The organism is Streptomyces sp. NPDC029956 (assembly GCF_055574655.1).
This window is the reverse complement of sequence record NZ_JBVHZJ010000011.1, coordinates 105212-131959: the sequence shown is the minus strand read 5'-3', so window position 1 is coordinate 131959 and position 26748 is coordinate 105212. Positions and strand designations below refer to the sequence as shown.

Genomic DNA, 26748 nt, shown 5'->3' with positions numbered 1-26748 from the left:
TTCCGGCTCAGAGCAGGTGGGCGGCCTCGCCGACCACCGGGATCACCCGGCGGGCCAGCCGGGCCACGGGTCCCTCGGGCGTCTCCTCGGCGAGGAGGCGCCCGACGACGCGCGCGGTCTCCCCGTCACTGGCCGTGCTCGCGGCGAGGAGGGCGATGAGATGGTCCACGAGCCACTCCCGCAGCTCCCGGGCCGGGGGCCGCTTGTCCTCGTCGAGCCAGATGAGGGAGGCGGCCTCCACGGCGGCGATCCACGTACGGACCAGCATGTTGAGGCGGGGGCCGGGCCGGTGCACGCCGAGGTGGACGAGGATCTGCTCGGCGGCGGCGCGGCGGACCTCGTCGACGATCGCGGTGGTACGGGAGGTCTCGGCGACGCTGCCGCCGCGCAGGAGGGCGCTGAAACCGGCGTCGTGCTCGTCGACGAAGGTCAGATAGCGGTCGAGCACCCGGCCGAGCCGCTCGGTGGGGGGCCCGACCGGGGGCTCGGTGAAGCAGTGGTTCAGGGCGTCCGCGGAGGAACGGAGGGCGGCCTCGTAGAGCTGCTGCTTGCCGCCGGGGAAGTAGCGGTAGACGAGGGGCCGGGAGACGCCGGCCGCCTCGGCGACGTCGTCGAGGGAGACGTCCTCGGGCGCGCTGTGGGCGAAGAGGCCCTGGGCGGCTTCGAGGAGTTGGCCGCGGCGCGCCTCGACGCTGAGCCTGCGGTACGCGGGGGTGGCGGCGGCAGTCATGCTCCGCAGCGTAGCGGGACGCCCCCGCGTCATCGCCGCCGTGGCCTGCCCCGACGGGCTCCGCCGGGGCCCGGGCCGGCCGGTGCGGCCCCGTCTCACGCCAGCAGCCCCGACGACCTCCACAGCCGCCGCCCCGCCCCCCGCAACACCCCGATGTCGTCCAGGAAGTCCGTCAGGCGGCGCGCGCCGGACTGCATCACCTCGCGGCGGTGTCCGCTCGCCCTCACCTGGGCGACCGCCTCCCGCCGGTCCAGGCCCACCGCCTCGTAGACCTGCGGGTTCACGAAGCAGGTCGAGAAGACCCGCGCCGCCTGTCCGCAGCTCACCCGGGTGAACTCCTGTTCCCAGCGCGGCGCGGTCGTCATCTGGCGGCGCAGTTCCTCACGGGCGTACCGCACATGCCGTGCCTCCTCGACCACATGGATGCGGGTCACCCCGCGTACCAGTGTCTGCACCCGCTCGTCCGGGAAGGTCAGTCGCTGCATCCAGTCGAGGATCTCCTCGCCGAGCAGTGTCGAGGCGAACGAGCCCGGGGTCGTGGACACGGTCTTCAGCAGGCGCGCGAGGTTGTGGTAGAGCCTCGGCACCGGGTACGCCGGGGTTCCGCCCTGTCGGATCAGCCGCGCGAACATCATCGAGTGCCGGCACTCGTCCGCTATCTCGGTGAGCGCGTACCGGACGTGATGGCTGGTCAGCGACTTGTCGTAGATGTGCCGGACGAGCAGCTGCATCAGGATGATCTCGAACCAGACGCCGAGCGACGCGAGCGACGCCGCCTCGTGGCGCGAGAGCGCGATCCGCTGCTCCTCGGACATCGTGCGCCACAGCGGTGTGTCGTACAGGGAGAGCAGCTCGGGCGGCCAGAACCACTTGCCGTCCTCGAACGGCGCGTCCCAGTCGAGCTCGACGTCCGGGTCGTAGGAGTGCTTGCGGGAGGACTCCAGGAGCCGCTCGGCCACCTGCTCGCGGTCGCGCAGCGGCCCCAGGGCGTCCCTGAGGAGGCTGAAGTCCGGTTCCTCGGAGTTCGTGGACGCCGGGGAGCCGAAGAAGGGGGTCATGGTTTGCGCACCTCGCTGTGCTCGTCGCGACGGCGTGACGTCACCGGTGGTCGCCGATCATCAGACTGCCCGTCAGTAGCGCCGTCAATCCCCTGTGCACGACTTGTTGACGATCCGTCTACCAACGTGTGAGCCTGGCCTGGCCACAGGACTCGCACCACGGGAAAAGGCCCGACTCCCCAAGGAGGCGTCAGTGTCGACGCGCGACCTCTACACCACGGCCCCGTCCGCCCCGAGCTGGCAGGTCCCCGCCACCGGCGCCGCCCGCTTCAACTGGGAATACGACATGGAGGATGCCGGCCGCGAGCGCCTCCTCGCCCTCTACCAGAAGGGCAAGGACAAGCAGTGGGACGGCGCCACCCGGATCGACTGGGACCTGGAGGTCGACCCGTACGACCCCCTCGGCACCCCTGACGAGGTCCTGACCCTCCACGGCACCCGCCACTGGGCGAAGATGACCGAGAAGGACAAGGGCGACCTGCGCCGGCACTACGCCTCCTGGCAGTTCAGCCAGTTCCTGCACGGCGAGCAGGGCGCCATGATCTGCGCCGCCCGGATCGTCGAGTCCGTCCCCGACCTGGACGCCAAGTTCTACTCGGCCACCCAGACCATGGACGAGGCCCGGCACGCCGAGATCTACGGCCGCTTCCTCCACGACAAGATCGGCATGCTCTACCCGATCAACGACAACCTGCAGAGCCTCCTCGACGACACCCTGCGCGACTCCCGCTGGGACATGCCGTACCTCGGCATGCAGGTCCTCATCGAGGGCCTCGCCCTCGCCGCCTTCGGCATGATCCGCGACACCACCGACAAGCCGCTGCCCAAGCAGATCCTCGCGTACGTGATGCAGGACGAGGCCCGGCACGTCGCCTTCGGCCGAATGGCCCTGCGCGACTACTACAGGCAGCTGTCCGACGCCGAACTCCGCGAACGCGAGGAGTTCGTCATCGAGGGCTGCTACCTGATGCGCGACCGGCTGCGCGGCGTCGAGGTCCTGGACAACTTCGGCATCCCGCGGAAGGAGGCGGAGGAACTGACCGAGCAGAGCGAGTTCCTGCACCTCTTCCGCAAACTGCTCTTCAGCCGGATCGTTCCCTGTGTCAAGGACATCGGCCTCTGGGGCGAACGCCTCCAGAAGGCCTACCTCGACATGGGCGTCTTCGACCTCGGCGACTCCAACCTCGACCTCCTCATGACCCAGGACGAGGAGATCGCGGAACAGCTCGACGCGGAGCGCTTCGCGAAGGAGGAGCAGGCCCGGGTCGCGGAGGTCGCGGCGGCGATCGCGGACGGGGCGGCGCAGGGCTGAGCCCCGGTCCCGGGCCCGGGGTCGTATCCCCGGGCCGAGGCCTGTCACCCGGCCCTGCCCGCACTCGGAAGAACGGGTTGTCGTACGGGTGACGTAGCGTGATCGTCATGACCATGCCGCCACCGCCGAACCAGCCGCCCCACAACCCGTACGGCGGGCCGGTGCCGCCCCCTCAGCAGCCCGGCCCCTACGGCGCCCCGCAGCACTTCCCGTCGCCCGGCCACCCCCAACAGGCCTACGCCCAGCCCGGTGTTCCGTCGCCGTACCCGCCGGGCCCGGGGCCCGGCCCCGGCGGCTGGGGGCAGCCGCCCATGGGACCGCCGCCGAAGAAGAAGCTGTCGGCCGGCGCGATCGTCGCCATCGTCGTCGGCTCCCTGGTCGTGGTCGGCGGCATCGGTTACGGGGTCAAGGCCGGCCTCGACGGCGTCACCGGCCCCTTCCCCGACGCGACGCACAAGCTGGTCGTCCCGCAGACCCTCCTCGACGGCGAGTTCACCCTCGTCTCCGACCTCTCCGACACCCAGGGCAAGGAGATCGAGGACACCCCCGACTTCACCGTGAAGGACGCGACCGCGGCCGTCGGGCAGTACAGCGGCGAGGACGACTCCGTCCTCGTCCTCTCCGGGCTGTACGGGCAGATCAAGAGCCCCGGTACCACCCGCTCGTCCATCCTCAGGGGGGCCGCCACGGACAAGGGCTCCACCCTCGTCGTCAAGCCCAGGGACTTCACCCCCGCCGGGTACGGCGTGACCGTCAGTTGCCAGGTCACCACGTCGAAGGACGGACTCAGCTCGACGACGCTGCCCATGTGCGCCTGGGGCGACGAGAACACCGCCGCCGCCGTCGCCCTCGTCGGCGCCGGGGAGGCCACGGCCGATCCGAAGGACATCGACCTGGCCGACCTCGCCGAGAAGACGGCCAAGATCCGCGCGGAGATCCGCAAGCCGGTCGCCACCCCGGCCGGCTGACCCGGCCGAGGCGAACGCCGACACTAACGCCGACGCGAACAGCGGGGCAGAGAGCGCGGAGAGCGCGGAGAGCGGGGGGGGGAGTGGGGTGCCGGGACGCGGCCCGAAGGCCTGCCCCGCGCCTCCTCCTACCCCCGCGCCTCCTCCTCCAGCCGAAGCGCCTCCTCCATGACCGCCCTCGCGACCGGCGCCGCACTGCCGCCCCCGCTGATGTCCGTACGGGACGCCTCCGCGTCCTCGACGACCACGGCCACCGCGACCGCCGGCTGGGCCGCGTCCTCCGCCTGCGCCCAGGCGATGAACCAGGCGTACGGGGTACCGGTGTTGCCGAAGCCGTGCTGGGCGGTGCCCGTCTTGCCGCCGACCCGCGCCCCGGGGATCGCCGCGTTCGTCCCCGTCCCCTCCGTCACCGCCTTCACCATCAGCCGCTGGAGCTGCATCGCCGTCGCGGGGTTCATCGCCTGCCGGTAACTGCGGCGGCCCGTACGGTCGATCGTCGTCCCGCCCGAGGTCGTCGTGCGGTCGACGAGGTACGGCTGGGCGATCTCGCCGTTGTTGGCGACCGCCGAGGCCACCATCGCCATCTGGAGCGGAGTCGCCGTCGTGTCGAACTGTCCGATCGACGACAGCGCGAGCTGGTCCGGGCTCATCACCCCGTCGAAGTTGGACTTGGCCACCCAGGACGGCACCCGCAGCCCCGTGTCGTTGAAGCCGAACCTCCCCACCGCGTCGACCATCCCCTCCAGGCCCACCTCCACCCCCAGACCGGCCATCACCGTGTTGCACGACCACTGGATCGCGTAGGCGAGGGACGCGTCGGCGCAGCCCTTCGCCTCGTTCGGCAGCACCTGCCGGGTGCCGGGCAGGACGAACGGGTCCGGGGTGTCCGTCGGCGCGTCCACGTCCCGCACCACCCCCGCGTCGAGCGCCGCCGCGGCCGTCACGATCTTGAACGTGGAGCCCGGCGGGTACGTCTGCCGCAGCGCCCGGTTCAGCATCGGCTGGTTGGGCGAGGTGGTGAGCCGCTTCCAGGCGTCCTTGACCCCCTGCCCCGTGCCGGAGAGGACACCCGGGTCGTACGAGGGCGAGCTGACCAGTGCGAGGATGCGGCCGCTGTGCGGCTCGATCGCGACGACCGCGCCGCGCTTCCCGGCGAGGCCCCGGAAGGCGGCCTCCTGCATCGAGGCGCGGATCGTCGTCACGACGTCGCCGCCGGGCTGCCGGCCCCGGGTGAGGTCGTTCCAGAGCGGCAGCGGGGCCAGCATGGGGTCGGTTCCGGCGAGGATCGCGTCCTCGGCGTGCTCCACGAGGGTCGTTCCGTACGTCTGCGAGGAGTAGCCGGTGAGCGGGGCGTACAACGGGCCCTGGCGGTAGGTCCGTTCCCAGCGCAGCTGCTGCCCGCTGTCACGGGAGCCGGTGACCGGCTTCCCGTCGACGACGATCTCGCCCCGCGGCTCCGCGTAGCGGTTGATCGCGATGCGCCGGTTGGCCGGGTTGTCGTCGAGCGACTCGGCCTCGAAGACCATCACGCGAGCGGAGTTGACGAGGAGCGCCACCAGGAGGACGAGACAGAGGGCGGCGGCCCGCCGGGCGTAGCGGATCACGTGGCTCTCCCCGGGGCGTGCGGCCGGATCACGAGGCCCCTTCCCTCACCGGTGCGAGCGTCCCCGTGTCGGCGTCGTCGGGCTGCGGTGCGCGGGCCGAGTCGCTGACCCGGATGAGGAGCGCCACGATCACCCAGTTCGTGACCACCGACGACCCGCCCTGTGCCAGGAACGGCATCGCCATCCCGGTCAGCGGGATGAGCCCCATCACCCCGCCCGCGATCACGAACACCTGGAGCGCCACGATCGAGGCGAGCCCGATCGCGAGGAGCCGCCCGAAGGGGTCCCGCAGCGAGAGGCCGGCGCGGTAGCCGCGGGCGACGAGCAGCGCGTACAGCAGGAAGAGCGCGGTCAGGCCGACCAGGCCCAGCTCCTCGCCGGCCGTCGCCAGGATGAAGTCGGACTTGGTGGCGAAGCCGATGAGGACGGAATGGCCGAGACCGAGCCCCGAGCCGAGCATCCCGCCGGCGGCGAACGAGAAGAGCGACTGGGCGAGCTGCCCGGGTCCGTCCCCGGCCCGGATCGAGGCGAACGGGTCGAGCCAGTCCTGCACCCGGCTGTGCACATGCGGTTCGAGGGAGCCGACGAGGAACGCCCCGGCGGCGGCGAGGACGAGCCCGACCGCGATCCAGCCGGTCCGGCCGGTCGCCACGTACAGCATGATCACGAAGAGGCCGAAGAAGAGCAGCGAGGTGCCCAGGTCCCGTTCGAGGACGAGCACGCCGACGCTCAGCAGCCAGATCGCCACGATCGGCCCGAGCACCCGCCCGGTCGGGAACTGGAACTTCCAGATCCGGCGGCCGGTGTACGCGAGCGCGTTGCGGTTGGCGGCGAGGTACGCGGCGAAGAAGACCGCGAGCAGGATCTTGGCGAACTCGCCCGGCTGGAAGGAGAGACCGCCGAGTCGGATCCAGATCTTGGCTCCGTTCACCGCGGGGAAGAAGATCGGCAGGATCATCAGGGCGAGCGCGGCGGCCACCGACACGTACGCGTAGCCCTGGAGCGCGCGATGGTCGCGGAGCAGCAGGACGACCACGATGAACAGCGCGACCCCGAGCGTCGACCAGATCAGCTGCGTCGTCGCCGCCTGGTCCTTCGGCGTCTCCAGGTCGAGCCGGTAGATCAGCACCAGGCCGAGGCCGTTGAGCAGGACCGCGATCGGCAGGAGCAGCGGATCGGCGTACGGGGCGCGGAGCCGTACCGCGAGATGGGCGACGAGTGCGAGCAGACCGAGCCCTGCCCCGTAGCGCGCGGCGTCCGGCGGTACGGCCCCGCTGCGGGCGAGGCCGACCTCGGCGTACCCGTAGACGCAGATGAGGACGGCGCAGACCAGGAGGGAGAGCTCCACGCCGCGGCGCTTCGGCGTGCGTACCCCGGGCGGGGGAGCGTCCGTGCGCGGTGCGGTCATGGCCGCAACGTAGCAAGCGGTATGCCCTATGTCCCTTTTGTGCGACGGTGTGCCGTGGGGAGGTGTGTCGCGCGGAGCGGTTCTGCCCGGGGCCGCAGCGGAACGCTCCCGTGCCGGGACGCCGCGCCCGGACCTCTGGGGCCGCGTCCACGAGGAGCCGCTGCCTCGGTCCTCCGGCGCCGCCCGTCAGTCCTCCGGCTCCTCGTCCACGAGGCTCACGTACTCGGGCAGCCGCAGCCGGGCCTCGGCGCCCTCGCCGTCGGCGGCACGGCCGAAGACGAGCTCGGCACCGATCACCTCCGTCTGCCCCACCGCGATCGTCAGACCGAGGCCGTGCCCCTTGCCCCCGCTCTCGGTCCGGAACCGCTGTGGCCCCGACTCCAGCAGATACGCGGGGTAGCCGGGCCCGTGGTCGCGTACGGACACCACCGGCCCGTCCACGGTCAGGACCACCGGCGGGGCCCCGTGCTTGTGCGCGTTGGCGATCAGATTGCCGAGCACCCGCTCCAGCCGCCGCCGGTCCGTCTCCACCGTCGCGTCCCGTACGACCCGCACCTCGGTCCCGGTGCCCGAGGCGCGCACCACCCGCTCGGCGAGCGGACCGAGTTCGTGCACGGCGAGGTCGACGGTCTCGTTGCGGGCGTCGAGCCGTGAGATCTCCAGGAGGTCCTCGGTCAGCCCGCGCATCGCCCGCACCCGGTCCCGTACGAGTTCGGACGGCCGTCCCTCCGGCAGCAGCTCGGCCGCCGCCGAGAGCCCGGTGAGCGGGGTGCGCAGCTCGTGCGCCACGTCGGCGGTGAACCGCTGCTCGCTCTGCAGCTTGCTCTGCAGCGAGGAGGCCATCGTGTCGAGCGCCCCGGACACCGTGGCCACCTCGTCCTGGGGGCGCGAGGAGTCCTTCGTACGGGGGTCGTCGACGCGCGCGTCGAGATCGCCGGCACTGATCCGGCGGGCCACCTGGGCGGTGAGGTGCAGCCGCCGGGTGACCCGGGTGACGGCGAAGACGCCCACGACCAGCGTCGCCCCGATCGCGAGGACGGAGGAGCCGAGGATCGAGCGGTCGAGGGCGTCGATCGTCTCGGCGCTCTGGGTGTAGTCGAGGCGTACGGCGAGGGCGCGGCCGTCCGCCGGGCCCGCCGCCCACATCGTCGGCCGGCCCCGGTCGTCGGCGACCACCGTGCCCCGCTCGCCCCGGACGGCGAGCGCGCGGAGGGAGGGCGGGAGCCCGGGCGGGTCGACGCCGGCGAACCGGGGGAGCGGCTCACCGGCCTCGTAGAGCCGGGTGACGTCGGTGAGCCGCGCGAGGGCCTTCTCCCGGGAGTCGCTCACGGTCTGACCGGTCACCGACACATGGACGAGGATGCCGAGCAGCGCGGCCAGGGCGCAGCACATCACCGCGATGAACACCGCGGCCTTCCAGGTGAGCGTCGCGGTCCAGGCGGGCCGCCGGGGCGTCCTCACGGGCTCGGCTCGGCGGGAACGGCCACGTCCGGCGGGACCGGGAGCGGGAGGGGGGTCGAGGCGGGGCCCGGGGTCGGCGTCGGGCTGACCAGACGGGGCGCGGGGACGGTCGGGGGCGCCGTGCGGCCGGGCTTCACCCGGACGATCTCGTCGCGGGTGGGCAGCATGCTGTGCTGCTGCTCGTCCCAGGACCAGGCGGTGCGGTACTCGTACCCGGGGATGCCCGCCGAACTGACCCGCATGATCAGGTCCCGGCCGGCCAGCTCCACGCTGATGACCTGGTCGACGGTGGACATGATGCGGGTGAGCCCGCCGTTCTCGGCCAGGTAGACGCGCACGCCGACCTGCTGGTCCGGCATCCGGATGCCGACGATCAGCTCGTCCCGTCCGTTGCCGGTGAGGTCGCGGTAGTACGGCCGCATGACGGGACACCTGGCCGGCGCGGTGTCGCAGGCCTTGATCGCGCGGGCGGTCTCCTCGTAGAGCCCGTCGCCGCCGCTGTACGTGTCGGGGTGGGCGCGCACCTCGGCGTCCACCACCGCGACGGCGTCGACGGTGTGGACGTCGTTGTCGGCGACCTCGACGCCGGGGACGCGCTCGGTGTCGGACTCCCCGTAGTCGAGCGGCGGATCCGTGGCGGGCGGCAGATCGGGCCAGAGCCGTACGGGCCCTACGGCGGTGGGCGTGACTCCGGCGCTCTGGAGCCCGCCCTCGGTGCGTCCGCAGCCGACGGCGCCGCCGCCGAGTACGAGGGCACACAGGACACCGGCGGCGGCGAGATGCACTCCGCGCGGTCTCACACTGCTCCTCGTACGGGTCGATCGGTGGGGCGGGCGGTGGGGCCGGGGTGGCCGGCGTGGCCGGGCGGCGGGTCCGGTTCGGACCCGCTTCCAGTAGACCTTATTCGGGGGGAAGTCCTTTTTGTCTACCGGTCGGCCCGATCACCGGTCCAGCCGGCCGCGCCCGTCGGCCCGGTCGCCGCGCCCGTCGGTCCGGTCCCGCCGCCTAGAAACCGTCCCGCTCCATCCGTGCGAGGGCCGCCCGGCACACGGTCAGGAGCTTCTCGTCGAGGTGGATGTCATGGCTGCCCGAGGCGCCCTCGCGGGCGTTGTGACGGCGTCGGCGGGTCAGCTCCGTGAGGATGACCAGCTGCGCCTCCGAGGCCGCCGGGCCCATCTCCGCCAGGCATTCGGCCACGTCCACGCGCGCGTGCCGGTTCTCCTCCCAGGCCGCGAGCAGCACCGGCAGCGCCGCCGCCGCGTCCCCGGACACCCGCCACAGGGCCGCGGCGCTGCGGACCCGCACCCACAGGTCCCGCGAGGCCAGACCCGGTCTGAGCGCGGGGGCCGTCCAGGCGGCGGAAGGACCGATCTCGCCGAGGACCTGGGCGGCGGAGCACCAGTCCGCGCCCGAGGCGCCCGGCCGGAGCCACCGCTCCAGCGCGGCCAGCACCTCGCCCAGGTCGCCCTCGGCCGCCCACAGGGCGCGCGCCGCCGCCGTGGCGACGGTGGCGGAGTCGGCGTCGAGGAGCCCGCGCATGTCCGGTACGGCCTCCTGGGCCGCCGGCCCGAACGCCGCCAGGGTCCGCAGTGCGGACTCGCGCACCCAGTCGCGCCGGTTCGAGGGCGCGCCGCGCAGTACCCGCAGGACCTCCGGCACCGCCTGGGAGCCCCGTACCGCCGCGAGGGCGTAGAGCAGGGGCGCGGCCCGGTCGTACAGCCGCTCGTCGAGCTCGACCCCGGCGAGCCGGCGCCGCAGCAGCGGGGCCAGCATGGCGGCGGAGGGCCCGAGTCCGTCCATCGCGTACAGCAGCTCGCGCCGCACGTCGCGCTCCTCCAGGGCGCGGGCGAGCATCGGGACGGCGCGGGAGTCCCCGGCGCGGGCGAGCGCGAGGAGCGCACCGTCGCGCCCGGACCGCCCCACGAAGCCGTTCTGGGAGCTGCCGCCGACGCCGCTGCCGTCGCCCCTGCCCTGGGCGGTGCCGGTTCCGGCGCCCGCCCTGCCGTTCCCCGCCGCGGCGGTCGCCGGTCCCACGGCCAGGCGGGCGGCGAGCGCGTCGGCGGCGGGCGCGCCCAGCTCGAAGAGCCGCTCCAGGAACGAGGTCGCGGCCTCCCGGAGCCGTGGCTCGGGGTCGTTGAGCTGGGCGCCGACGAGCCGGACGACCTCCTCGTACCGCCCCCGCCAGATCCGTATCAACCCGCCGCACAGCCAGATCGCGTCCGAACGCTGCCCCCAGTCGGGGCTGCGCAGCTGCGCCCGGATGAGCGCGATACGGTCGTCGACCCGGTCGTCGAGCGCCGCGTGCAGGGTCCTGAGCAGCTCCTCCGTCCAGGGGGCGGGGCGGCCGGCGGCGTGCTCCTCCAGGAGCTCGCGGACCTGCCCGATGAGGGTCGGTGTCGCGGCGCGCTCGGTGCCGGGTGCGGCCGGCCCGAGCGCCGAGGTCCTGATCTCCTCCAGAAGCCCCGTCACCCACGGCACGATGTCGTCGGGGATGTCGCCGGGCGCGCAGCGCGCCCGCTGGGCGAGGGCCGCGAGCCGGAGGCCGGGGTCCTGGGCGGCGCGGGCGAGCCAGCCGAGCCAGTCGACGGTCTCGGTGTGCAGCGACGCGTGGCGCAGGGCGATCCGCCCGACGGCGGCGACCAGGGCGAGCCGTACCTCGGTGTCCCGCTCGACGGTGAGCCGCTCCCGCAGCAGGGTCAGCACCCGCGCGGGCTCGGGGTGCAGCGAGGCGAGCGCGCAGGGCGCGGCGAGCCGCACCTCCGGGTCGGGGTCGGAGACGAGCCCGAGGAAGACGTCGGCGCCGGCGGCGATCGCGGCGGCGGCCATCGCGTAGTTGGCGGCGGGGATGAACTCCTCTTCTTCGGGGTCGAGTTCGTCCAGTTCCTCGTCGTCGTCGAGTTCGATCCCGCCGATGCTGGTGAGCAGCTCGACGATGCAGCCGCGGTCCTGGACGGCGGGGTCGGCGACGAGTTCGAGGAGGAAGGGGATGCAGGCGAGGGTGGAGTCGTAGACGTCGCCCTGGTGGTGCACGGCGCCGTACATGCCGTCGAGGGCCGTCTCCCGTTCGGCGGGATCGGCGGAGGCGAGTCCGCGGAGCAGCTCCGGCACGTCGTCCGCGGGGCCGTACGCGTGCCCCAACGAGGCCCAGTCGACCTCCTCGATCCCCGTCAGCATTTGCCAGGCCGCCTTCCCCGTGAGCCCTGTACCAGGCAGCAAGTGTGCACCACGGCACTGGCAGTAAGGCCTTACCGACAACACCGGGCGCGCGCAGACCCCCAGTTGCGGTCTCTTTGCGCCATGTGCGGTACGCAGTGGGGCAGTTGCACTCCGTGCCGGCCCCGGAAACGGGGGCCCGGCGGCCCTACCCCTCGGACCGGACGCGGACGAAGGTCGCGTTCTCCTGCCGCTGCCGCACGGCGAGCTGCCGCAGCTCGACGGGGAGTGGCGGGTCGATCCACCGCACCGGCCCGTGCTCGGGGTCCTGGGCGAGCGGCCCCGCGCGGTCCCCTGCCAGGGCGCCGACCTCGCGCGACTGCGCCGGGGTGAGCCGGGGCGAGGTGGACACCGTACGACCGTCCGCGAGGCGTACGACCAGGGCACGTGGCCGGTCGGGCGGGCCGACGACGCCGAGCAGGACGCCGTCGCTCGTCTCCATGTGCCGGATCTTCCGCCAGGCCCAGGTGGAGCCGGCCCGATAGGGGGAGGCCAGGGACTTCGCGACGATCCCCTCGACGCCCGCGTCCCGCAGATCGCGGAACCAGTCGCGGGCGGTCTCCTCGTCCTGGGTGGCGAGCACCCGCTGGAGCGGCGGCTCGGCATCGAGCAGGGCGGTGCCGAGCAGCTCCCACCGGTCGCGGAGCGGCAGCGCCCGTACGTCGCGCCCCGGGACGGCGAGCAGGTCGAAGGCGATGTACGAGACGGGAACGCCGGCCCGCGCCCGGTCGGCGGGGGAACGCAGCAGGTCGGTGAAGCTCAGCCGCCCCTCCCGGTAGGCGCACAGCTCGCCGTCGAGGACGATCCCGGGCGGCAGCTGGTCGCGCAGGTGGGCGGCGATCCCGGGGAACTCGGGAGCGAGGTCGCGACGGGAACGCGACTGGAGGACGACCTTCCCGTCGCCGAGGACGAAGGCGAGCGCGCGGAACCCGTCGAGCTTGAGCGAGTACTGGAGCTCGCGGGGCGGCTCTCCCTGCTCGGGGATCCCGTCGGCGGAGCGGGGCCGCATGACGTCGACGGGCGGAAGGAGCACGAGGTCGGGGGAGCCGGTACCGGCCCAGGTACCGGCGTCGGCCCCGCTCTCGGGGCCGCGGTCCGGGCGGGGGTCGGGGGGCTCGGCGCGGCCGTGACCCGGAGTGCCACGGGCGGCAGGGCCACCGCCGCCGGGGGTCCGTCCGGGGGGCCGTCCGGCGGCCTGCCCAGGCTCCTGACCGGGGGTCCGTCCAGGGGCTCGCCCAAGGGGTCGTCCGAGAGGTCCGCCGCGCGCGCCCGCAGCCCCGCCACGCCCGCCCGCAGCCCCGCCACCGGCGCTCGCGGCGTCGCCGCTCCCGCCCCGGGCGTGCGCCCCGGCCCCGTTCACGACACGTCACCGGCCCGGTTCACGACACGTCCCCGGCCCCGTTCACGACACGTCACCGGCCCGGTTCCCAGCCCCGTTCACGGTGTGCCCCCGGCCCGGTTCACCACGCGCCCCGCCCCGGTTCACGGCACGTCCCCCGCCCGCCCGGGCGCGAAAAGTGGCGCAAGGAGATCCCCGTACCGCTCAAGACGTGGCGCGATGTCATCCATGAGGAGGACGAGGGACTCGGGGTCCGCGGTGGCCCCGGCGCCCTCCTCGACCTCCTCCCACGTGACGGGCGCGGAGACCATGGGGAGGGGCCGCGCCCGCAGGGTGTAGGGAGTGGCGGTGGTCTTCGCCGCGGCGTTCTGGCTGTGGTCGACGAAGACCTTCCCGGGCCGCAGCGCCCGGGCCATCCGGTGCACGACGAGCCGCGGCAGCGCGGCCTCCGCCTCGACGGCGAGCTTGCGCGCGTACGCCGAGACGAGCGGCGACGGCGTGGGCACCACCGGCACGAGCAGGTGGAGCCCCTTGGAGCCGGAGGTCTTGGCGAAGGCGTCGAGGCCGTCGGCGGCGAGCCGTTCGCGCAGGTGGAGGGCGACGCGGCAGCACTCGACGACCGTCGCCGGCGGCCCGGGGTCGAGGTCGAACACGAGCCGGTCGGCGACGGCGGGGGAGGCGGCCCGCCACTGCGGCGTGTGGAACTCCACGACGAGGTTCGCGGCCCACATCAGCGAGGCGAGGTCCTCGACGACCACCTGCCGGGCCCGGGGGTCCTCGGAACGGGGCACGGGGGTGGTCCTCACCCAGGAGGGTGTGCCCGGCGGCGGATTCTTCGTGAAGAAGAGCTGCCCGTCGGGACCGTCCGGATAGCGCAGGAAGGACACCGGGCGATCGCGCAGATGCGGCAGGATCACGGGCCCGACGGTCGCGTAGTAGTGGAGCAGCTCGCCCTTGGTGGTGCCGGTGACCGGGTGGAGCACCTTGTCCAGGTTGCTGAGCGCCAGGCGCCGCCCCTCCACCTCTGTGAGAGGCGTCATACGATGAGAATCCCACGATTACGGACAAATCGGGGGCGACGAAACGTCTTGATCCGACCCGAAGGGAACACCTGTGCGATCCATCTGGAACGGCGCCATATCCTTCGGCCTGGTCAGCATTCCGATCAAGCTGGTGAACGCCACCGAGAGCAGGTCCGTCTCCTTCCGGCAGATCCACACCGAGGACGGCGGCCGCGTCCGCTACAAGAAGGTGTGCGAACTCGACGGCGAGGAGGTCCCGCAGGCGGAGATCGGCAAGGCGTACGAGGACGCCGACGGGTCCATGATCCCGATCACCGAGGAGGACCTGGCCGCACTGCCGCTCCCCACGGCGAAGACGATCGAGATCGTCGCCTTCGTACCGGCCGGTGACATCGACCCGCTGCAGATGGACGCCGCGTACTACCTCTCGGCGAACGGAGTCCCGGCGGCGAAGCCGTACACCCTGCTCCGCGAGGCGCTGAAGCGCAGCGAGAAGGTGGCCGTGGCCAAGTACGCCCTCAGGGGGCGGGAGCGCCTGGGGATGCTCCGGGTCGTGGACGACGTGATCGCCATGCACGGCCTGCTCTGGCCGGACGAGATCCGCGCGCCGGAGGGCGTGGCCCCGGAGAACCCGGTGAGCGTACGGGACGCCGAACTCGACCTGGCGGACGCCCTGATGGCCACCCTGGGCGAGGTCGACATGAGCACCCTGCACGACGACTACCGCACGGCGGTCGAGGAGATGATCGCGGCGAAGGCGGAGGGCGGCGAGGGAGTCGCGCCCGCGACCACGGGCGAGGAGTCCGGCGGCGGCCAGGTCATCGACCTGATGGCGGCCCTGGAGAACAGCGTGAGGGCGGCGAAGGAGGCCAGGGGCGAGCAGGAGGAGGGGAAGGCGGAGGCGGAGGTCACCCCGCTGAAGCCCCGTGCGTCGCGCACGCCGAAGACGACGGACGCGAAGAAGTCCACGGCGAAGACGGCGGCGAAGAAGACGGCCGCGCCGGCACGCAAGTCCACGGCCAGGGCGGCGACGAAGAAGACGACGGCGAAGAGCACGGCGACGAAGAGCACGGCGACGAAGAGCACGGCGAAGAAGAGCACGGCGAAGAAGAAGACGACCGCGAAGAAGGCGACCCCGCACAAGCGCACGGCGTAGGGCCGTCGACCGGGTGGGCGGGGCTCACCTGGACGGCGGACCGCCGGCGGAACGCAGCTCCTCGTACGCGGTGTCGACATCGGCGACGCGCACGGTGGTGAGGTCCTCCCGACTCGGGGCGACGTCCCCACCGTGGGTGTCGTAGAGACGCAGATCGCGGGAGGAGGCCGCCTTGCGGCAGAGCTCACGGGCGAGCCGCCCGTTGCCCAGCCGGTCGACGGTCCCGTCCCGTACGACGCTCTGGAAGTGGGAGTGGAGGGCGGCGGCGGCGTCCTCGTCCACCACGTCGCCCTGGGCCTCCAGAACGCCGTGGGCGATCCGGAGGAGTTCCGCCGCCGAGTAGGAGGGGAAGTCGATCCGCGTACTGAAACGGGAGGTGAGGCCGGGGTTCGTGGAGAGCAGCTCGGCCATCTCGTCCGGGTACCCGGCCAGGATGACGACCAGCCGGTCGCGGTCGTCCTCGGCCCGCTTGAGCAGCACCTGAAGGGCTTCCTTGCCGAAGGCGTCGCCGCCGGAGTAGCCGGAGTTGCAGAGCGCGTAGGCCTCGTCGACGAAGAGGACACCACCGAGGGCGGAGTCGACGACGGCTTTCGTCTTCATCGCCGAGGAGCCGAGGTGCTCGCCCACGAGGTCGACCCGCGAGGTCTCGACGAGTGTCCCCGTCTCCAGCATGCCGAGCCCGGCGAAGACGTCCCCGATGATGCGGGCCACGGTCGTCTTGCCCGTACCCGGGGGACCCGCGAAGACGAAGTGCTGCGGCCCGGCCGTCGCCGGCAGCCCCTGCTCCCGGCGGACGGTGGCCATCCGCAGCTGGGCCACGAGGGTCCGCACCTGCCGTTTGACCGGTTCGAGCCCGATCATCCGATCGAGCCGTGCGAGCGCCTCGTCGAGCCGCCGGCCCGCGGCACCTGTACCCGGCTCCGCCGCGCCGGGCGCGGCCGACGCGACCGCCGCACCCGAGGCGGGGGCGGGAACCTGAACGGGAACATGGACCTGCGCGCGCTGGGCGACGTCGGCGAGACCGGGGAAGCAGCGGAAGGCGTACTGGAACTGGCGCAGCGCCTCCCGGTGGTCGCCGACGCCCTCGTGGGCGAGCCCGCGCAGATAGGCGACCTCGCCGTCGAACCTCCCGCCCCGGTCCAGTACACGGGGGAGGGGCGCCACGGCGTTGAGCACCTCGTGGAAGACACGCTGGCGGGCGAGCGCGTACCCGACGTACAACTGCGCCTCGTCGCGCAGGAAGGGCGCCTCGATGCCCCGCGAGAACTCCAGGACCTGCGGCCAGTTCTGCTTGAGGTAGGCGTAACGGGTGCAGAGGAACCGCGTCTCGTCACAGTCGAGAACGGCGGTGAGGAGCGCGGGCTCGGCCTCGTCGACGCGCCCCGCGGAGAGCTGCAGGGCCATGCCGGCGAGCCAGAGGTCGCGCGAGGTCTCCAGCCGGAAGGTGACGTAGGCGCCGAGATCGAACCGGGAACGGACGGCCAGCGCACATTGGTTCCGCAGCGCGCCGAAGGAATGCCGGTACCGCGCCATGGCCTCCACGGCCTCGGCCTGGGACCGCCCCGTCGCATGGAGCCCCAGCCAGGCGTCGGCAGCCGTGGGGTCGTACTCCAGCACCTCGGTGAACCGGACGGCGGCGGCATCGAACTGCCCCAGCCGAAGCAGCGCGACCCCCTCGCGCCACACCCGCTCGCACTTCTTGGCGGTACGCCTGGACACCGACTCTCCCGCCACAGTTCCCCCGACCTGGACCCACGCCAACACCCCGAAAGGCAACCGGTCAAAGCGTAATACCGCCCTGCCGAAGACGAGGAACGACGCTCCTCGCCTGATCCGCCTCCGAAGCCCGACGCCGCAGCCGAGCCCCACGCCGCAGCCAAGCCCGACGCTGCACCCAAGCCCGAACCGCGACCGCCGACACGACCGGCTGCGGAGACATCCGCCGCACGGCAGCGGGACGGCTCGCCCTGAGCGCACCAGCACGGTTCGCTGACCGGGTGCCGCCAGTGGAATGACTACCGATAGCCCCGAGTTTTTGCCGGCGAATAGCTGACGCTGAATGCGAACTCGCCATCCGGATTGGCTGCACGCTGACGCCATCCGTGCGCCGTAATTCCCGGGTCGGTGTTCTGTCAGAGCGTCTTTGCTGTAGGACCTCTCAGGGGTGACGGCCGCCCATTCACACTGTCAATCGGATGATCCGAAGGAAGCGGGCGGGTGGGGCATTCCTGGGAAACGAGACGAAATGGTCGGGGCAGGACCTCTCGGGTGTCCTACGGTGGGCGAGACTCGTAGAGCCTTTCCGGGCGCCCTCGATCCAGGAGGATGAGATGCCAAATCGCTTGGGTATCGACAGGGATATCCTGATCTTCAGTGACCGTCATTTCACTGCCGGCGGCATCACCGACGGGACCTTCCCCGCCACGGCTCTGACTCAGGGCACCACTCTCCTGCTGCGAGACATCTTCTTCCCCGAATCCGGAGATCGACCGACAACCCCCGACGAAGACGATCTGACGCTCCTCATCGGGCGCGGTTTTCCCAGCCTGAGCTTGAACGAGGCGCGGTCGGCCGGCCAAGCCGTCGTGCGAGACGTTCCCTTCCTCGTCAGCGTCGCCGATTCACCCGCACTCGGACCAGTCGAGGTGTTCGACCACGAGACCAGTGGTTGGCTGGAGCTGGGAACGGACGAGCCTGTCTTCCGTCCGGCCGGGACGCTGTACCAGAGAACGGTCGACAGCCGGATCGTCTACTTCTCCGTGGCGGCGCAGTCGCTCGTCGGTGTGGTCCGGCCGAATCCGAGTCTGGCCGTCGTCACCATGGATGCGACGGGTGTCCAGTTGCACATGGCGGAGTCGTCGAAGGGCCCGGCGTGCGGTGCCTGTGGTGTGTGCGGTGCATGCGTCGTCTGCGCCGAGATCAATTACGCGGTGGCCGGGGTCTCCGCAGTGGCACTCACGGCCTTGACCTCTGTGGCCGAAGAGATGATCGCTGCCCGGAAGACGTATGCCGAAAGCCGTGACCGTCCGTCACCGGACGTACCGTCCCGGGACGGGCGGAAGGCTCTGCTGACCCGAGCGGCCGAGCTTGACGAGGCACTGAAGCCCTTGCTGAAGGTTGCTGACGAGACGGCCGCCGACAGCGACCAGCCGCGGACGGGGAAGGCCGAGTCGCCGCAGCCGGCCTCCGGATCCCCCGCTCAGCAGACGCCCGCAACCTCGCCGGAGGAGCGATGAGGAGGGACGCCGCCGTGAACGGTTTCCCCCTGGCGGACAAGGGCCTGGAGATCCACAGGACCGCGGACGGCGGCTACCTGCTCGTTGGTGAGCACAAGCAGTTCGAGGTCGAAGAGTACTTCCTGAGATTCCTGGAACTCTCCGGAGGAACGACGTCCCTCCGGGAGATCTCCGAAGTCTTCGCAGAGGAACTAGGACCTCTTTTCGGTCCCACCTTCGCCCTCAAGGCGCTCAACGCCGCTGTGGAGGCAGGGCTGTGCACGATCGAGGATGAACCGCTGCCTGAAAGCGTCGGGGTTTCCCGGATCACCGGGTCCAAGGCCGGCTACCACCCCATGCACGCCACCTTGGAGATCATCGAGACCTGCAACTTCACCTGCGCCCACTGCTACTACTCGTCTTCGCCTCTCAAGAAGGGGCGGCTCGACCTGCAGCGTGCCATCGAACTGATGGATCTCATGGCGGAGCGCGGGGTGCGTGTCATCGAGCTCACGGGTGGCGAATGCACGATCCATCCGGACTTCAAGGAGATCCTGGCGCACGCCGCCGAACGGTTCGTCCTGGTCGCCGTCATCAGCAACGGGTACCTACTCGGTACCCGTGCATCCCTGCGGGAGTACGTCGCCGGTTTCGAGAACGTCGCTGTTCAGATCAGCATTGACGGGCTGGAAGCGCACCACGACAAGTGGCGGCGGCACAAGGGGTCCTTCGCGGCGGCGACGACCGCAGCGCGAGAGCTTTCCCGCTGCGGTGTCCCCGTGCGCGTCGCGAGCTCCATCAGCGAGCAGAACCTGCAGGAGGTCGGGGCCCTGTTCGAACTCGTGCAGAGCCTGGGCGTCGCCGCAGCTGCCTTCTCGCCGGTGGCTGCGCTCGGCCGCGGGTGCAACGTCGCAGATCCAGGGTTGGGAGCGGAGGAACTCGTCCGGGAGATCAACGAGCAGTTGGCGCCCTACGCCGACCACCCGATGCTGAGGAAGAGCGCCCCAGCTCCGACGCTCGCAACCGGGACGCCGGCCCTGAACTGTGGAGCCGGATCGCGCTCGTACGCCATCGACTACGACGGAAACGTTCGTGCGTGCAACTTCTCGCGTGATTCCAAGAAGTTCGGGAATCTGCTCACGGACTCGTATGACACCGTGTTCGGGCAGGAGGCGAACTTCCTTTTCCGGAACGCACCTTCGCCGGGCGGCGCCGAATGCCAAGGGTGTTCCTACTACCACTACTGCCGCGGTTGTTTCGTCAAGGCGTTCATGACCTCCGAAGAGCAGTATCCGGAATGCCCGTGGAGAAAGAAGTGGTTCCCGGGAATGCCCCTGGGGCTGGATTCCGAACGACAGCCGCCCACGCGCAGGCTGCTGCCACTGATGGTTGAACCCGCCAAGCCGGAATTCCACCACTGCGGATGCGGCCCTGCTGACGCGTGATCTTCGCGGTGGCTCGATCGGGCGGGTGCGATCGCCGGCGCCGACGGCGAACTGCGCGGTGGACCGGGGGGACCCCTGGAGGCTCCGGGCATCTTGTCCGGGGCCTCACTCGTTCTGAGCCCTAACCGCTGCGATGCTGCGAGCCGAGAGCGGACGAGGGGGGCTCGTGGAGCTGAAGGTCACGCGCTGGAAGCGGTACGGACATGGTCGCCTGTACGCGAATCTGCCCGACGGCACTGCGGCCGGTTGGGCGGACGTGACGACGGGGGACATCACCGTTCTGGTCGCCGAGTATCGCGATGACGTGATCGCCGTGCTGACACACCACTTACGGGAGATCTCCGAGCCGGTTCTGCCGCAGGGGGCGTCCGGGGCTGAAGACCGCCCCGCGCTGCCCCCTCTGACGCCGAACATGATGAGGAGTGGATACGGCGTGCGCTGGTGCTTCAAGGGAGGTGCTAGAGATCGGGTTCAGCCCCGGCATCAGGAAGTCGTCAGTTCTGCCGGGATACGGCAGTGAACTAGTACAGCCCTCATGCCAGGCTCGAAGGCATGGGGTGGAGATTCAAACTGCACGCAGGCGTCGCGGCCGGCCTGGGCGCAATACTTCTGGTGGCTGCTGGGCTCACTTGGCTGCCGGGGACCTTGCCGCTGACGGGGGCCAGATGGCCGATGGTTGCGTTCCTGCTGGTCTTCCCGATCCTCGTATCTGCCATGGTGCGCATGGCGCTGACGCGAGCAGACCGGCGCTCGGCGTGGATGGCCTTCCGGTGTCTGACCGGAAAGGTGCAGGCGGCACTTGGCGCGCTCCTCATCGCAGGTGTGGCGCTGACGTTCTTCGGAGAGGCCGCTCAGGAGAGCGTTCAGGGGGCCGAGACGAAGGACGGCCGATACTCCGCCTTCCGTACGACTCCTGGTGAACGTGGCACGGTCGAGCTGACCGAGAGCCAGTACCTGGCTGTCCTGGATCGCGATCAGCTCGTCATGTTCGCCATCCCGGGTGTGCTCCACGTTGTGGCCGCAGGCTTGGTCCTCACCGCAGGAGAGTTGCGTCGCTCGGATCTCGGACCATCGTCGTGACGGAGTACAGGAGGAGTGGGCGGGCTCAAACGGTTCGCGGAGCCGGCAAGGGATGCGATCGAGCGGCCTCCCCGGACGGGCCTGCGGGCGAAGGTCGTTCGCCGGTGGTCCTTCACCGTGTTCCCCATGGCGGTTGCCCCGTTCACAACAGCTCATCCTCTACTGACAGTCAGCGTCTGGGAACGGGGCGAAGCCGGACACCAAGGCTGGATGCGAGGCCTGGCGAGCGAGGGTGAGCATCCGCGGTGAGTCCGCTGCCATGCTTGACCGGTGGTCGTGCGAACACCTGCCGTAAGGCGTTCGATCAGCTCAGAGGACGCCCGCGGTGCGTGCCGGGCCGGATGGCCGTGATCGGCCGCCCCGGGGTCTTGGCCAGGAGATCACCTGCCAGCGTCGGCCGCGCACCACTCCTTGCCTGGGCGCGGCGAACGTACGCGTTCCAGTCGGCACAGTCAGGGCGTTGCAGGAAGTGATGTTAAGCGGCAAGTTCGGGGGAGTGCGGCGGTGCAAGCAACTCGCTCTCGCCTGGTTGTGCAGGGATGGCAACGGTGTCCCGAGCAGCCCGTGCGAAGTCGCGTTGTGCTTGCCAACGGGCGCGTGACGCCGCGATCAGTTCTTCCTTCGAATCAGGGTGTCGATGGAGCTTGCTAGCCTTCGCACCTTCGGCCATGAGAGCATTCGCGGCCTGGTCTGCCAGGTCGGCCACCTCGGCTGGCCCTTCGATGGTCACCAGCGCCAGAAGTGGCCACAGCTCCGCCAGTCTCTCATCAGCTTGTGTAGCGGCGTTGAGGTAAGCCTCCTCGGAGACTCGAGCTTCCGGCTTGACCATCGCGCCTATCGCGTGTGCAGTCCGTACTGCCTGATTTATGAACTGTACATACGCTTCCTTGCGTGTTGTGCGGTATTGGTCTCGCCTGGCCTCATCTCGCTCCTTGTTCGGCAACCTCTCTTGGTGTCTGAATTGGTGACGATTAGTCAGCAAACTGAGCCAACTGGTGATGCCAGCACCGGCAAGCGTTGACAACGCAGTGATCAGTGCAATCGAAGCTGCATCGCTCATAAGTCCATTCTGCTTTGGAGTACTGACACCAGGTGCTGAACGGCTCCAACGCCCGACATCGGCCACCCCGACTCCCCTCCCGTCTGCCGTCGACCCGCACACCGTGCCCGCTCGGCTCTGCCTGGGTCGACGGTAGACGGGAGGGGAGTCCCCACCTCAACAACCCACGGCCGACACCAGCGCACGGAGCCCCCTCCATCCCGGAGTTTGAGCGCCCCCGCCGGAGGCATGTCGTGAGCCGCACTCGCCTACCGGGTCGGCTGCATGGTGGTTTGCCACCTCGTGCAGTTCGCCTGGCCGGACATTGCCGAGAGTCTCGACTTTGACAGCGAGGCCGGCATGTTCTGCGCGGTCGGCAGTCTGGGCGACCTCACACGACTCAAGGAAGCCCTTGAATCCGTCATCACGAGCCCTGGCGCAGCCAGCGACTTCATTGGTCGCGCGACAACGTCGGGCTTCGAGTTCGACGACTGGGGCTTCGGCCACTGGCCCTGCGCCCCGATGAGGTCAGGGCGCTGGCTGTATTGATCACGAGCGTTGTTGACACTCGGCAGGTCTTGAACATGGCGAAGACCTCCGGTGTGGTGGGAGCTGTCTAGGAACTCACCTCGCGGACCGCGGCCTCAAGAACCGGCCCACGGAGGACGTCCGGCGGGTGCCGATCCCACCCCAGCTCGTGAGCATCTTCCAGGAGCACATCGAGACCTTCGGCACCGCGGAGGACGAGCGCCTGTTCTTCAGTGAGAACGGGGGAGGGGTGTCCTGCTCCACCTACTCTCGGGCCTGGCAGGAAGCCCGAGAGCTTGCGCTCCCGCCGGCCGTCGTCGCCTCGCCGCTCGCTCCGCGGCCGTACGACCTCCGGCACTCCGCCCTCTCTACGTGGCTCAACGCGGGTGTCGACGCCACCGAGGTCGCCGAGCGCGCCGGCCACAGCGTGGAGGTGCTGCTGACTCGGTACGCGAAATGCCTCGACGGCCGCCAGGAGGTGGCGAACCGGCGCATCGAGGAGCTGCTGCGCGAGCACGAGTGAGCGGCGAGTGAAGCACAGTTGAGGCCCTGGGACCCGTCCCGGGGCCTTCGTCGTATCCGGGTTCCCACCTGGGACGATGCCCCACGGCCCAGGCCGCGAATAGGCTGCGGCCCCTGTCATACGGCCGCTCACCCCGGCACCCGCCCGCACATACAACAAGACCCCGCGCTCAGCGTTTCCGCTGATCACGGGGTCTGTGTGGCACTTCCTGCGAAGTGCCCCCGGCAGGATTCGAACCTGCGCACACGGCTCCGGAGGCCGTTGCTCTATCCCCTGAGCTACGGGGGCGTCCGCCGCGTTCGGCGGCGACGGGTAGAACCCTACCAGCTCTGCGGGAGTGGCTGTGAACAGGTATTTCCGGGGTGTCACCAGGGGCTGGGTCCCCCGCACGGGTCAGAAGTGGGCAAAACCCGGACGCAGCCGTTCGGGGCGGCCTACTCTCGTTCGTGTGTCAGGCATGTCCGGTCGGGTGCTCGTTGTCGACGACAACAAGGTGATCCGGCAGTTGATCAGGGTCAATCTCGAACTCGAGGGGTTCGAGGTCGTGACCGCGGCCGATGGTGCCGAGTGTCTGGATGTCGTACATCGGGTCTGTCCTGATGTCGTCACCCTGGACGTCGTCATGCCCCGCTTGGACGGGATCAAGACGGCCGAGCGACTGCGGGCCGATCCCCGGACCAGTCACCTCCCCGTCGCGATCATCAGCGCCTGCGGTGAGCACGACGTGTCCGGTGGGGTGGCATCCGGCGTCGACGCCTTTCTCGCCAAACCCTTCGAGCCGGCCGAGCTCGTCCGCGTCGTCCGTCAGCTGATGCATCGCGAGCGGCGCGAGCGGCCCGAGGGGGCCGGGACCGATGGGGGAGAGGACCCGGCCGCAGTCGACGGCTGCCCGGAGTCCCGACGCGCCGGGAGCACCAACCGTCCCCACTGAGCGCGGTCGGTCGTGCGGCCGACGGGCCGGTCCCCGCCTCGGGTGACCGCATGGCGAAACCGGTTCGCGTTCCGCCCCCCCTCCTCCCCTACGCTTGTCCCGTGACCCCCGCGGACCTCTCCCTCACCGTGCTGCACGCCGTGCGCCGTGCGGTCGACGACGGTGCGCTGCGGGTCGACGTACCCCCGACGGTCAAGGTCGAGCGGGCTCGCCCCGGTGGCGTCGGCGAGTACGCCAGCAACGTCGCCCTCACCCTCGCCCGGTCCGCCGGACGCACCGCCCTCGACGTCGCCGGAATCCTGGAGGAACGCCTCCGTGGGACCCCCGGACTCCAAGCGGTCGCCGTCACCGGCCCCGGCTTCCTGAACTTCACCCTCCGTGCCGACTCCGGCGGCGAGCTCGTACGGGCCGTCCGCGAGTCCGGGGCAGCGTACGGGAGCGGCACCGCCCTCGCCGGGGTCACCGTCCGCTTCGCCGACCTGACAGAGTCGCGCGCGCTGCTCGTCACCGAGACCGTCGTCCGGCTCCTCCGGAGTCAGGGTGCCGACGCCGGGTTCCGCCGGGACGACGGAGCGGACGAGACGGTTGGCCCGCCCGTCGACCCCTCCGTCGAGCCGTCTGGCGATCAGCCCGTCGCCGCGCCCGTCGACCAGCCTCTCGGCCGGCCCGCCGACGCCTCCGTCGACCCCTCCGTCGCTCCGCCCGCCCACCACCCCCCCGACGAGCGGATCCACGTGCACCCCGGCGCGTACGACCCCGGCACCCTCGGTGTCGATGCCGCCCGATGGGCACTTCTTCGGGCCGCGCCGCAGGATCGGCCGCTCGACGGGCCGTCCCTGCTCGTTCAGCACGAGCGCAACTCCCTCTTCCGCGTGCGGTACGCCCACTCCCGTGTCCGGAGGCTGCTCGCCAACGCCGCGCAGCTCGGATTCGAGCCCGCGTACGAGACCCCCGTCCACGCACCCGAACTTCTCGGCGTCCTCGGCGACCACCCCGTCGCCCTCCTCACCGCCGCCCGCCACCGCGCCCCCGACCGGGTCGCCCGGCACCTGGAAGCCACCGCCGACGCGCTGCTCGCGTTCCAGCACACCGTTCTGCCGCTCGGCGACGAGAAACCCTCGGCCGCCCATCGTTCCCGGCTCGCGCTCGCCGAAGCCGCCGGGACGGTGCTCGCCGGTGGCCTCTCCGTGCTCGGCATCAGCGCACCCGAACGGATTTGAAAGAGTTCAGACATGAGTCGTTCCGCCCATCCCGCAGGCCCTCGCCACGCCGACGTCCTTCCCGAGGGTCACTACACCGCGCCCCCCGCGGACCTCAACGTCCTCGACCCCAAGGTGTGGTCCCGGACCGTCGAGCGGGACGAGCGCGGTGTCGCCACCGTCGGGGGGCTGAGCGTGACCGACCTCGCGGAGGAGTTCGGGACGCCCGCCTACTTCCTCGACGAGAGCGACTTCCGCGCTCGCTGCCGCGCCTGGTCCGAGGCCTTCGGCAAGGACGCCGACGTCTTCTACGCCGGGAAGGCCTTCCTCTCCCGGGCCATCGTGCGGTGGCTCAAGGAAGAGGGGCTGAACCTCGACGTGTGCTCCGGTGGCGAGCTCACCACCGCCCTCTCCGCCGGTATGCCCGCCGAGCGCATCGCGTTCCACGGCAACAACAAGAGCGAGAACGAGATCCGTACGGCCGTCGAGGCCGGTGTGGGGCGGATCGTCCTCGACTCCTTCCAGGAGATCGTGCGCGTCGCGCACATCGCGCAGTCCCTCGGCAGGCGCCAGCGCGTGCAGATCCGGGTGACCGTCGGCGTCGAGGCCCACACGCACGAGTTCATCGCCACCGCGCACGAGGACCAGAAGTTCGGCATCGCGCTCGCCGGCGGGCAGGCCGCCGAGGCCGTGCGCCGCGCGCTGAAGCTGGACGGGCTCGAGCTCATCGGCATCCACTCGCACATCGGCTCGCAGATCTTCGACATGGCCGGCTTCGAGGTCTCCGCGCGCCGCGTCGTGCAGCTGCTCGCCGAAGTGCGGGACGAGCACGGCGTCGAGCTGCCCGAGATCGACCTCGGCGGCGGCCTCGGCATCGCGTACACCTCCGAGGACGACCCGCGCGAGCCGCACGAGATCGCCAAGGCGCTCAACGAGATCGTCACGAGGGAGTGCGAGGCCGCCGGTCTCGCCACCCCCCGTATCTCCGTCGAGCCCGGGCGGGCCATCGTCGGGCCCACCGCCTTCACGCTGTACGAGGTGGGGACGGTCAAGCCGCTCGAAGGGCTGCGGACGTACGTGAGTGTCGACGGCGGCATGTCGGACAACATCCGGACCGCGCTGTACGACGCCGAGTACAGCGTCAACCTCGTCTCGCGGACCAGCGACGCCCCGCCCATGCTCTCCCGGGTCGTCGGAAAGCACTGCGAGAGCGGCGACATCGTCGTACGGGACGCCTTCCTGCCCTCGGACCTGGCGCCCGGCGACCTCGTCGCCGTGCCGGCCACCGGCGCGTACTGCCGCTCCATGGCCAGCAACTACAACCACGCACTCCGGCCGCCCGTCGTCGCCGTCCGCGACGGCGAGGCGCGGGTCATCGTGCGGCGCGAGACGGAGGAAGATCTCCTGCGTCTCGACGTCGGATGATGAAATAGTCGAGTGATGAAATAGATGTCTCAGGATCCGGACGATGGGCAGAAACCCCCGTCCGGTGAGTGAGACTGGTTCCACCGTCGGGA

At 71.0% G+C, this 26748-nt stretch carries 22 protein-coding genes, 1 tRNA gene and 1 pseudogene; 12 read left to right on the top strand and 12 right to left on the bottom strand.

Features of this window, described 5'->3' with window-relative positions; translation table 11 throughout:
* Positions 1–7: 7 nt before the first annotated feature.
* Positions 8–730: a TetR/AcrR family transcriptional regulator gene (locus ACZ4XX_RS11815; RefSeq protein ID WP_468507764.1), complete on the bottom strand. Its 723-nt coding sequence runs from the start codon at positions 728–730 to the stop codon at positions 8–10.
* 95 nt (positions 731–825) lie between these two features.
* Entirely contained in the window at positions 826–1788 is a 963-nt protein-coding gene (locus ACZ4XX_RS11810) for an AurF N-oxygenase family protein (protein ID WP_468507763.1), read from the bottom strand.
* Between the two features lie 193 nt (positions 1789–1981).
* On the opposite strand from ACZ4XX_RS11810, the gene ACZ4XX_RS11805 reads away from it, so the two are divergent.
* Together ACZ4XX_RS11805 and ACZ4XX_RS11800 are read left to right on the top strand one after the other, a co-directional pair.
* Complete coding sequence (locus ACZ4XX_RS11805; RefSeq protein WP_468507762.1) at positions 1982–3100, top strand: ferritin-like domain-containing protein; 1119 nt, start codon at positions 1982–1984, stop codon at positions 3098–3100.
* Positions 3101–3207: 107 nt separating this feature from the next.
* Positions 3208–4068: a hypothetical protein gene (locus tag ACZ4XX_RS11800; protein ID WP_468507761.1), complete on the top strand. Its 861-nt coding sequence runs from the start codon at positions 3208–3210 to the stop codon at positions 4066–4068.
* Positions 4069–4196: 128 nt separating this feature from the next.
* Here ACZ4XX_RS11800 and ACZ4XX_RS11795 read toward each other — a convergent pair whose 3' ends face one another.
* From ACZ4XX_RS11795 to ligD, 7 genes are all read right to left on the bottom strand, one after another.
* The gene (locus ACZ4XX_RS11795; RefSeq protein WP_468507760.1) at positions 4197–5672 is read right to left on the bottom strand and encodes a penicillin-binding transpeptidase domain-containing protein; all 1476 of its coding nucleotides are present in this window, start codon (positions 5670–5672) and stop codon (positions 4197–4199) included.
* A 28-nt stretch (positions 5673–5700) separates the two neighbouring features.
* Entirely contained in the window at positions 5701–7080 is a 1380-nt protein-coding gene (locus tag ACZ4XX_RS11790) for an FtsW/RodA/SpoVE family cell cycle protein (RefSeq protein ID WP_468507759.1), read from the bottom strand.
* A gap of 186 nt (positions 7081–7266) precedes the next feature.
* Complete coding sequence (locus ACZ4XX_RS11785) at positions 7267–8541, bottom strand: ATP-binding protein (RefSeq protein ID WP_468507758.1); 1275 nt, start codon at positions 8539–8541, stop codon at positions 7267–7269.
* Positions 8538–9341, bottom strand: coding sequence for a hypothetical protein (locus ACZ4XX_RS11780; RefSeq protein WP_468507757.1), 804 nt, complete (start codon positions 9339–9341; stop codon positions 8538–8540). Before ACZ4XX_RS11780 ends, ACZ4XX_RS11785 begins: the two co-directional genes overlap by 4 nt.
* 205 nt (positions 9342–9546) lie before the next feature.
* Positions 9547–11715, bottom strand: coding sequence for a PBS lyase (locus ACZ4XX_RS11775; protein ID WP_468507756.1), 2169 nt, complete (start codon positions 11713–11715; stop codon positions 9547–9549).
* Positions 11716–11902: 187 nt separating this feature from the next.
* A complete protein-coding gene (locus ACZ4XX_RS11770) occupies positions 11903–12787 on the bottom strand; it encodes an ATP-dependent DNA ligase (protein WP_468507755.1) in 885 nt (294 codons plus the stop codon).
* 449 nt (positions 12788–13236) lie between these two features.
* On the bottom strand, positions 13237–14133 hold the full coding sequence (gene ligD / locus ACZ4XX_RS11765; protein ID WP_468507754.1) for a non-homologous end-joining DNA ligase: 897 nt from the start codon (positions 14131–14133) through the stop codon (positions 13237–13239).
* A 73-nt stretch (positions 14134–14206) separates the two neighbouring features.
* On the opposite strand from ligD, the gene ku reads away from it, so the two are divergent.
* Positions 14207–15271 carry a non-homologous end joining protein Ku gene (gene ku / locus ACZ4XX_RS11760; protein WP_468507753.1) on the top strand — a complete coding sequence of 355 codons (1065 nt, stop codon included), beginning with the start codon at positions 14207–14209 and terminating at the stop codon, positions 15269–15271.
* Positions 15272–15295: 24 nt separating this feature from the next.
* Here ku and ACZ4XX_RS11755 read toward each other — a convergent pair whose 3' ends face one another.
* The gene (locus tag ACZ4XX_RS11755) at positions 15296–16990 is read right to left on the bottom strand and encodes an AAA family ATPase (RefSeq protein WP_468507752.1); all 1695 of its coding nucleotides are present in this window, start codon (positions 16988–16990) and stop codon (positions 15296–15298) included.
* A gap of 611 nt (positions 16991–17601) precedes the next feature.
* Here ACZ4XX_RS11755 and ACZ4XX_RS11750 point away from each other — a divergent pair.
* The 4 genes from ACZ4XX_RS11750 (at position 17602) to ACZ4XX_RS11735 (ending at position 21011) form a co-directional block, all read left to right on the top strand.
* Positions 17602–18507 carry a hypothetical protein gene (locus ACZ4XX_RS11750; protein WP_468507751.1) on the top strand — a complete coding sequence of 302 codons (906 nt, stop codon included), beginning with the start codon at positions 17602–17604 and terminating at the stop codon, positions 18505–18507.
* Positions 18504–19931 (top strand): radical SAM protein, encoded by a 1428-nt coding sequence (locus tag ACZ4XX_RS11745; RefSeq protein ID WP_468507750.1) that lies wholly within the window; start codon positions 18504–18506, stop codon positions 19929–19931. Before ACZ4XX_RS11750 ends, ACZ4XX_RS11745 begins: the two co-directional genes overlap by 4 nt.
* Before the next feature lie 166 nt (positions 19932–20097).
* Positions 20098–20451 carry a hypothetical protein gene (locus ACZ4XX_RS11740; protein WP_468507749.1) on the top strand — a complete coding sequence of 118 codons (354 nt, stop codon included), beginning with the start codon at positions 20098–20100 and terminating at the stop codon, positions 20449–20451.
* 32 nt (positions 20452–20483) lie between these two features.
* Positions 20484–21011 carry a hypothetical protein gene (locus tag ACZ4XX_RS11735; RefSeq protein WP_468507748.1) on the top strand — a complete coding sequence of 176 codons (528 nt, stop codon included), beginning with the start codon at positions 20484–20486 and terminating at the stop codon, positions 21009–21011.
* A gap of 475 nt (positions 21012–21486) precedes the next feature.
* Here the strand turns inward: ACZ4XX_RS11735 and ACZ4XX_RS11730 are convergent, their stop codons facing one another.
* Complete coding sequence (locus ACZ4XX_RS11730; protein ID WP_468507747.1) at positions 21487–22071, bottom strand: hypothetical protein; 585 nt, start codon at positions 22069–22071, stop codon at positions 21487–21489.
* Between the two features lie 282 nt (positions 22072–22353).
* Here ACZ4XX_RS11730 and ACZ4XX_RS11725 point away from each other — a divergent pair, with 282 nt between their 5' ends.
* Positions 22354–22599, top strand: a complete 246-nt coding sequence (locus ACZ4XX_RS11725) for a hypothetical protein (protein WP_468507746.1) — start codon at positions 22354–22356, stop codon at positions 22597–22599.
* Positions 22600–22684: 85 nt separating this feature from the next.
* Positions 22685–23101, top strand: a pseudogene (locus tag ACZ4XX_RS11720) (tyrosine-type recombinase/integrase); the annotation flags it as partial.
* 216 nt (positions 23102–23317) lie between these two features.
* Here ACZ4XX_RS11720 and ACZ4XX_RS11715 read toward each other — a convergent pair.
* A tRNA-Arg gene (locus ACZ4XX_RS11715) sits at positions 23318–23389 on the bottom strand.
* A 169-nt stretch (positions 23390–23558) separates the two neighbouring features.
* Between ACZ4XX_RS11715 and ACZ4XX_RS11710 the strand changes: the two genes are divergently transcribed.
* The 3 genes from ACZ4XX_RS11710 to lysA all read left to right on the top strand — a co-directional run bounded on the left by ACZ4XX_RS11710 (position 23559) and on the right by lysA (position 26656).
* On the top strand, positions 23559–24032 hold the full coding sequence (locus ACZ4XX_RS11710; RefSeq protein ID WP_468507810.1) for a response regulator: 474 nt from the start codon (positions 23559–23561) through the stop codon (positions 24030–24032).
* A gap of 101 nt (positions 24033–24133) precedes the next feature.
* Positions 24134–25252, top strand: a complete 1119-nt coding sequence (gene nrtL, locus ACZ4XX_RS11705) for an ArgS-related anticodon-binding protein NrtL (protein ID WP_468507745.1) — start codon at positions 24134–24136, stop codon at positions 25250–25252.
* A 12-nt stretch (positions 25253–25264) separates the two neighbouring features.
* Positions 25265–26656, top strand: coding sequence for a diaminopimelate decarboxylase (gene lysA / locus ACZ4XX_RS11700; protein WP_468507744.1), 1392 nt, complete (start codon positions 25265–25267; stop codon positions 26654–26656).
* Positions 26657–26748 lie beyond the last annotated feature (92 nt).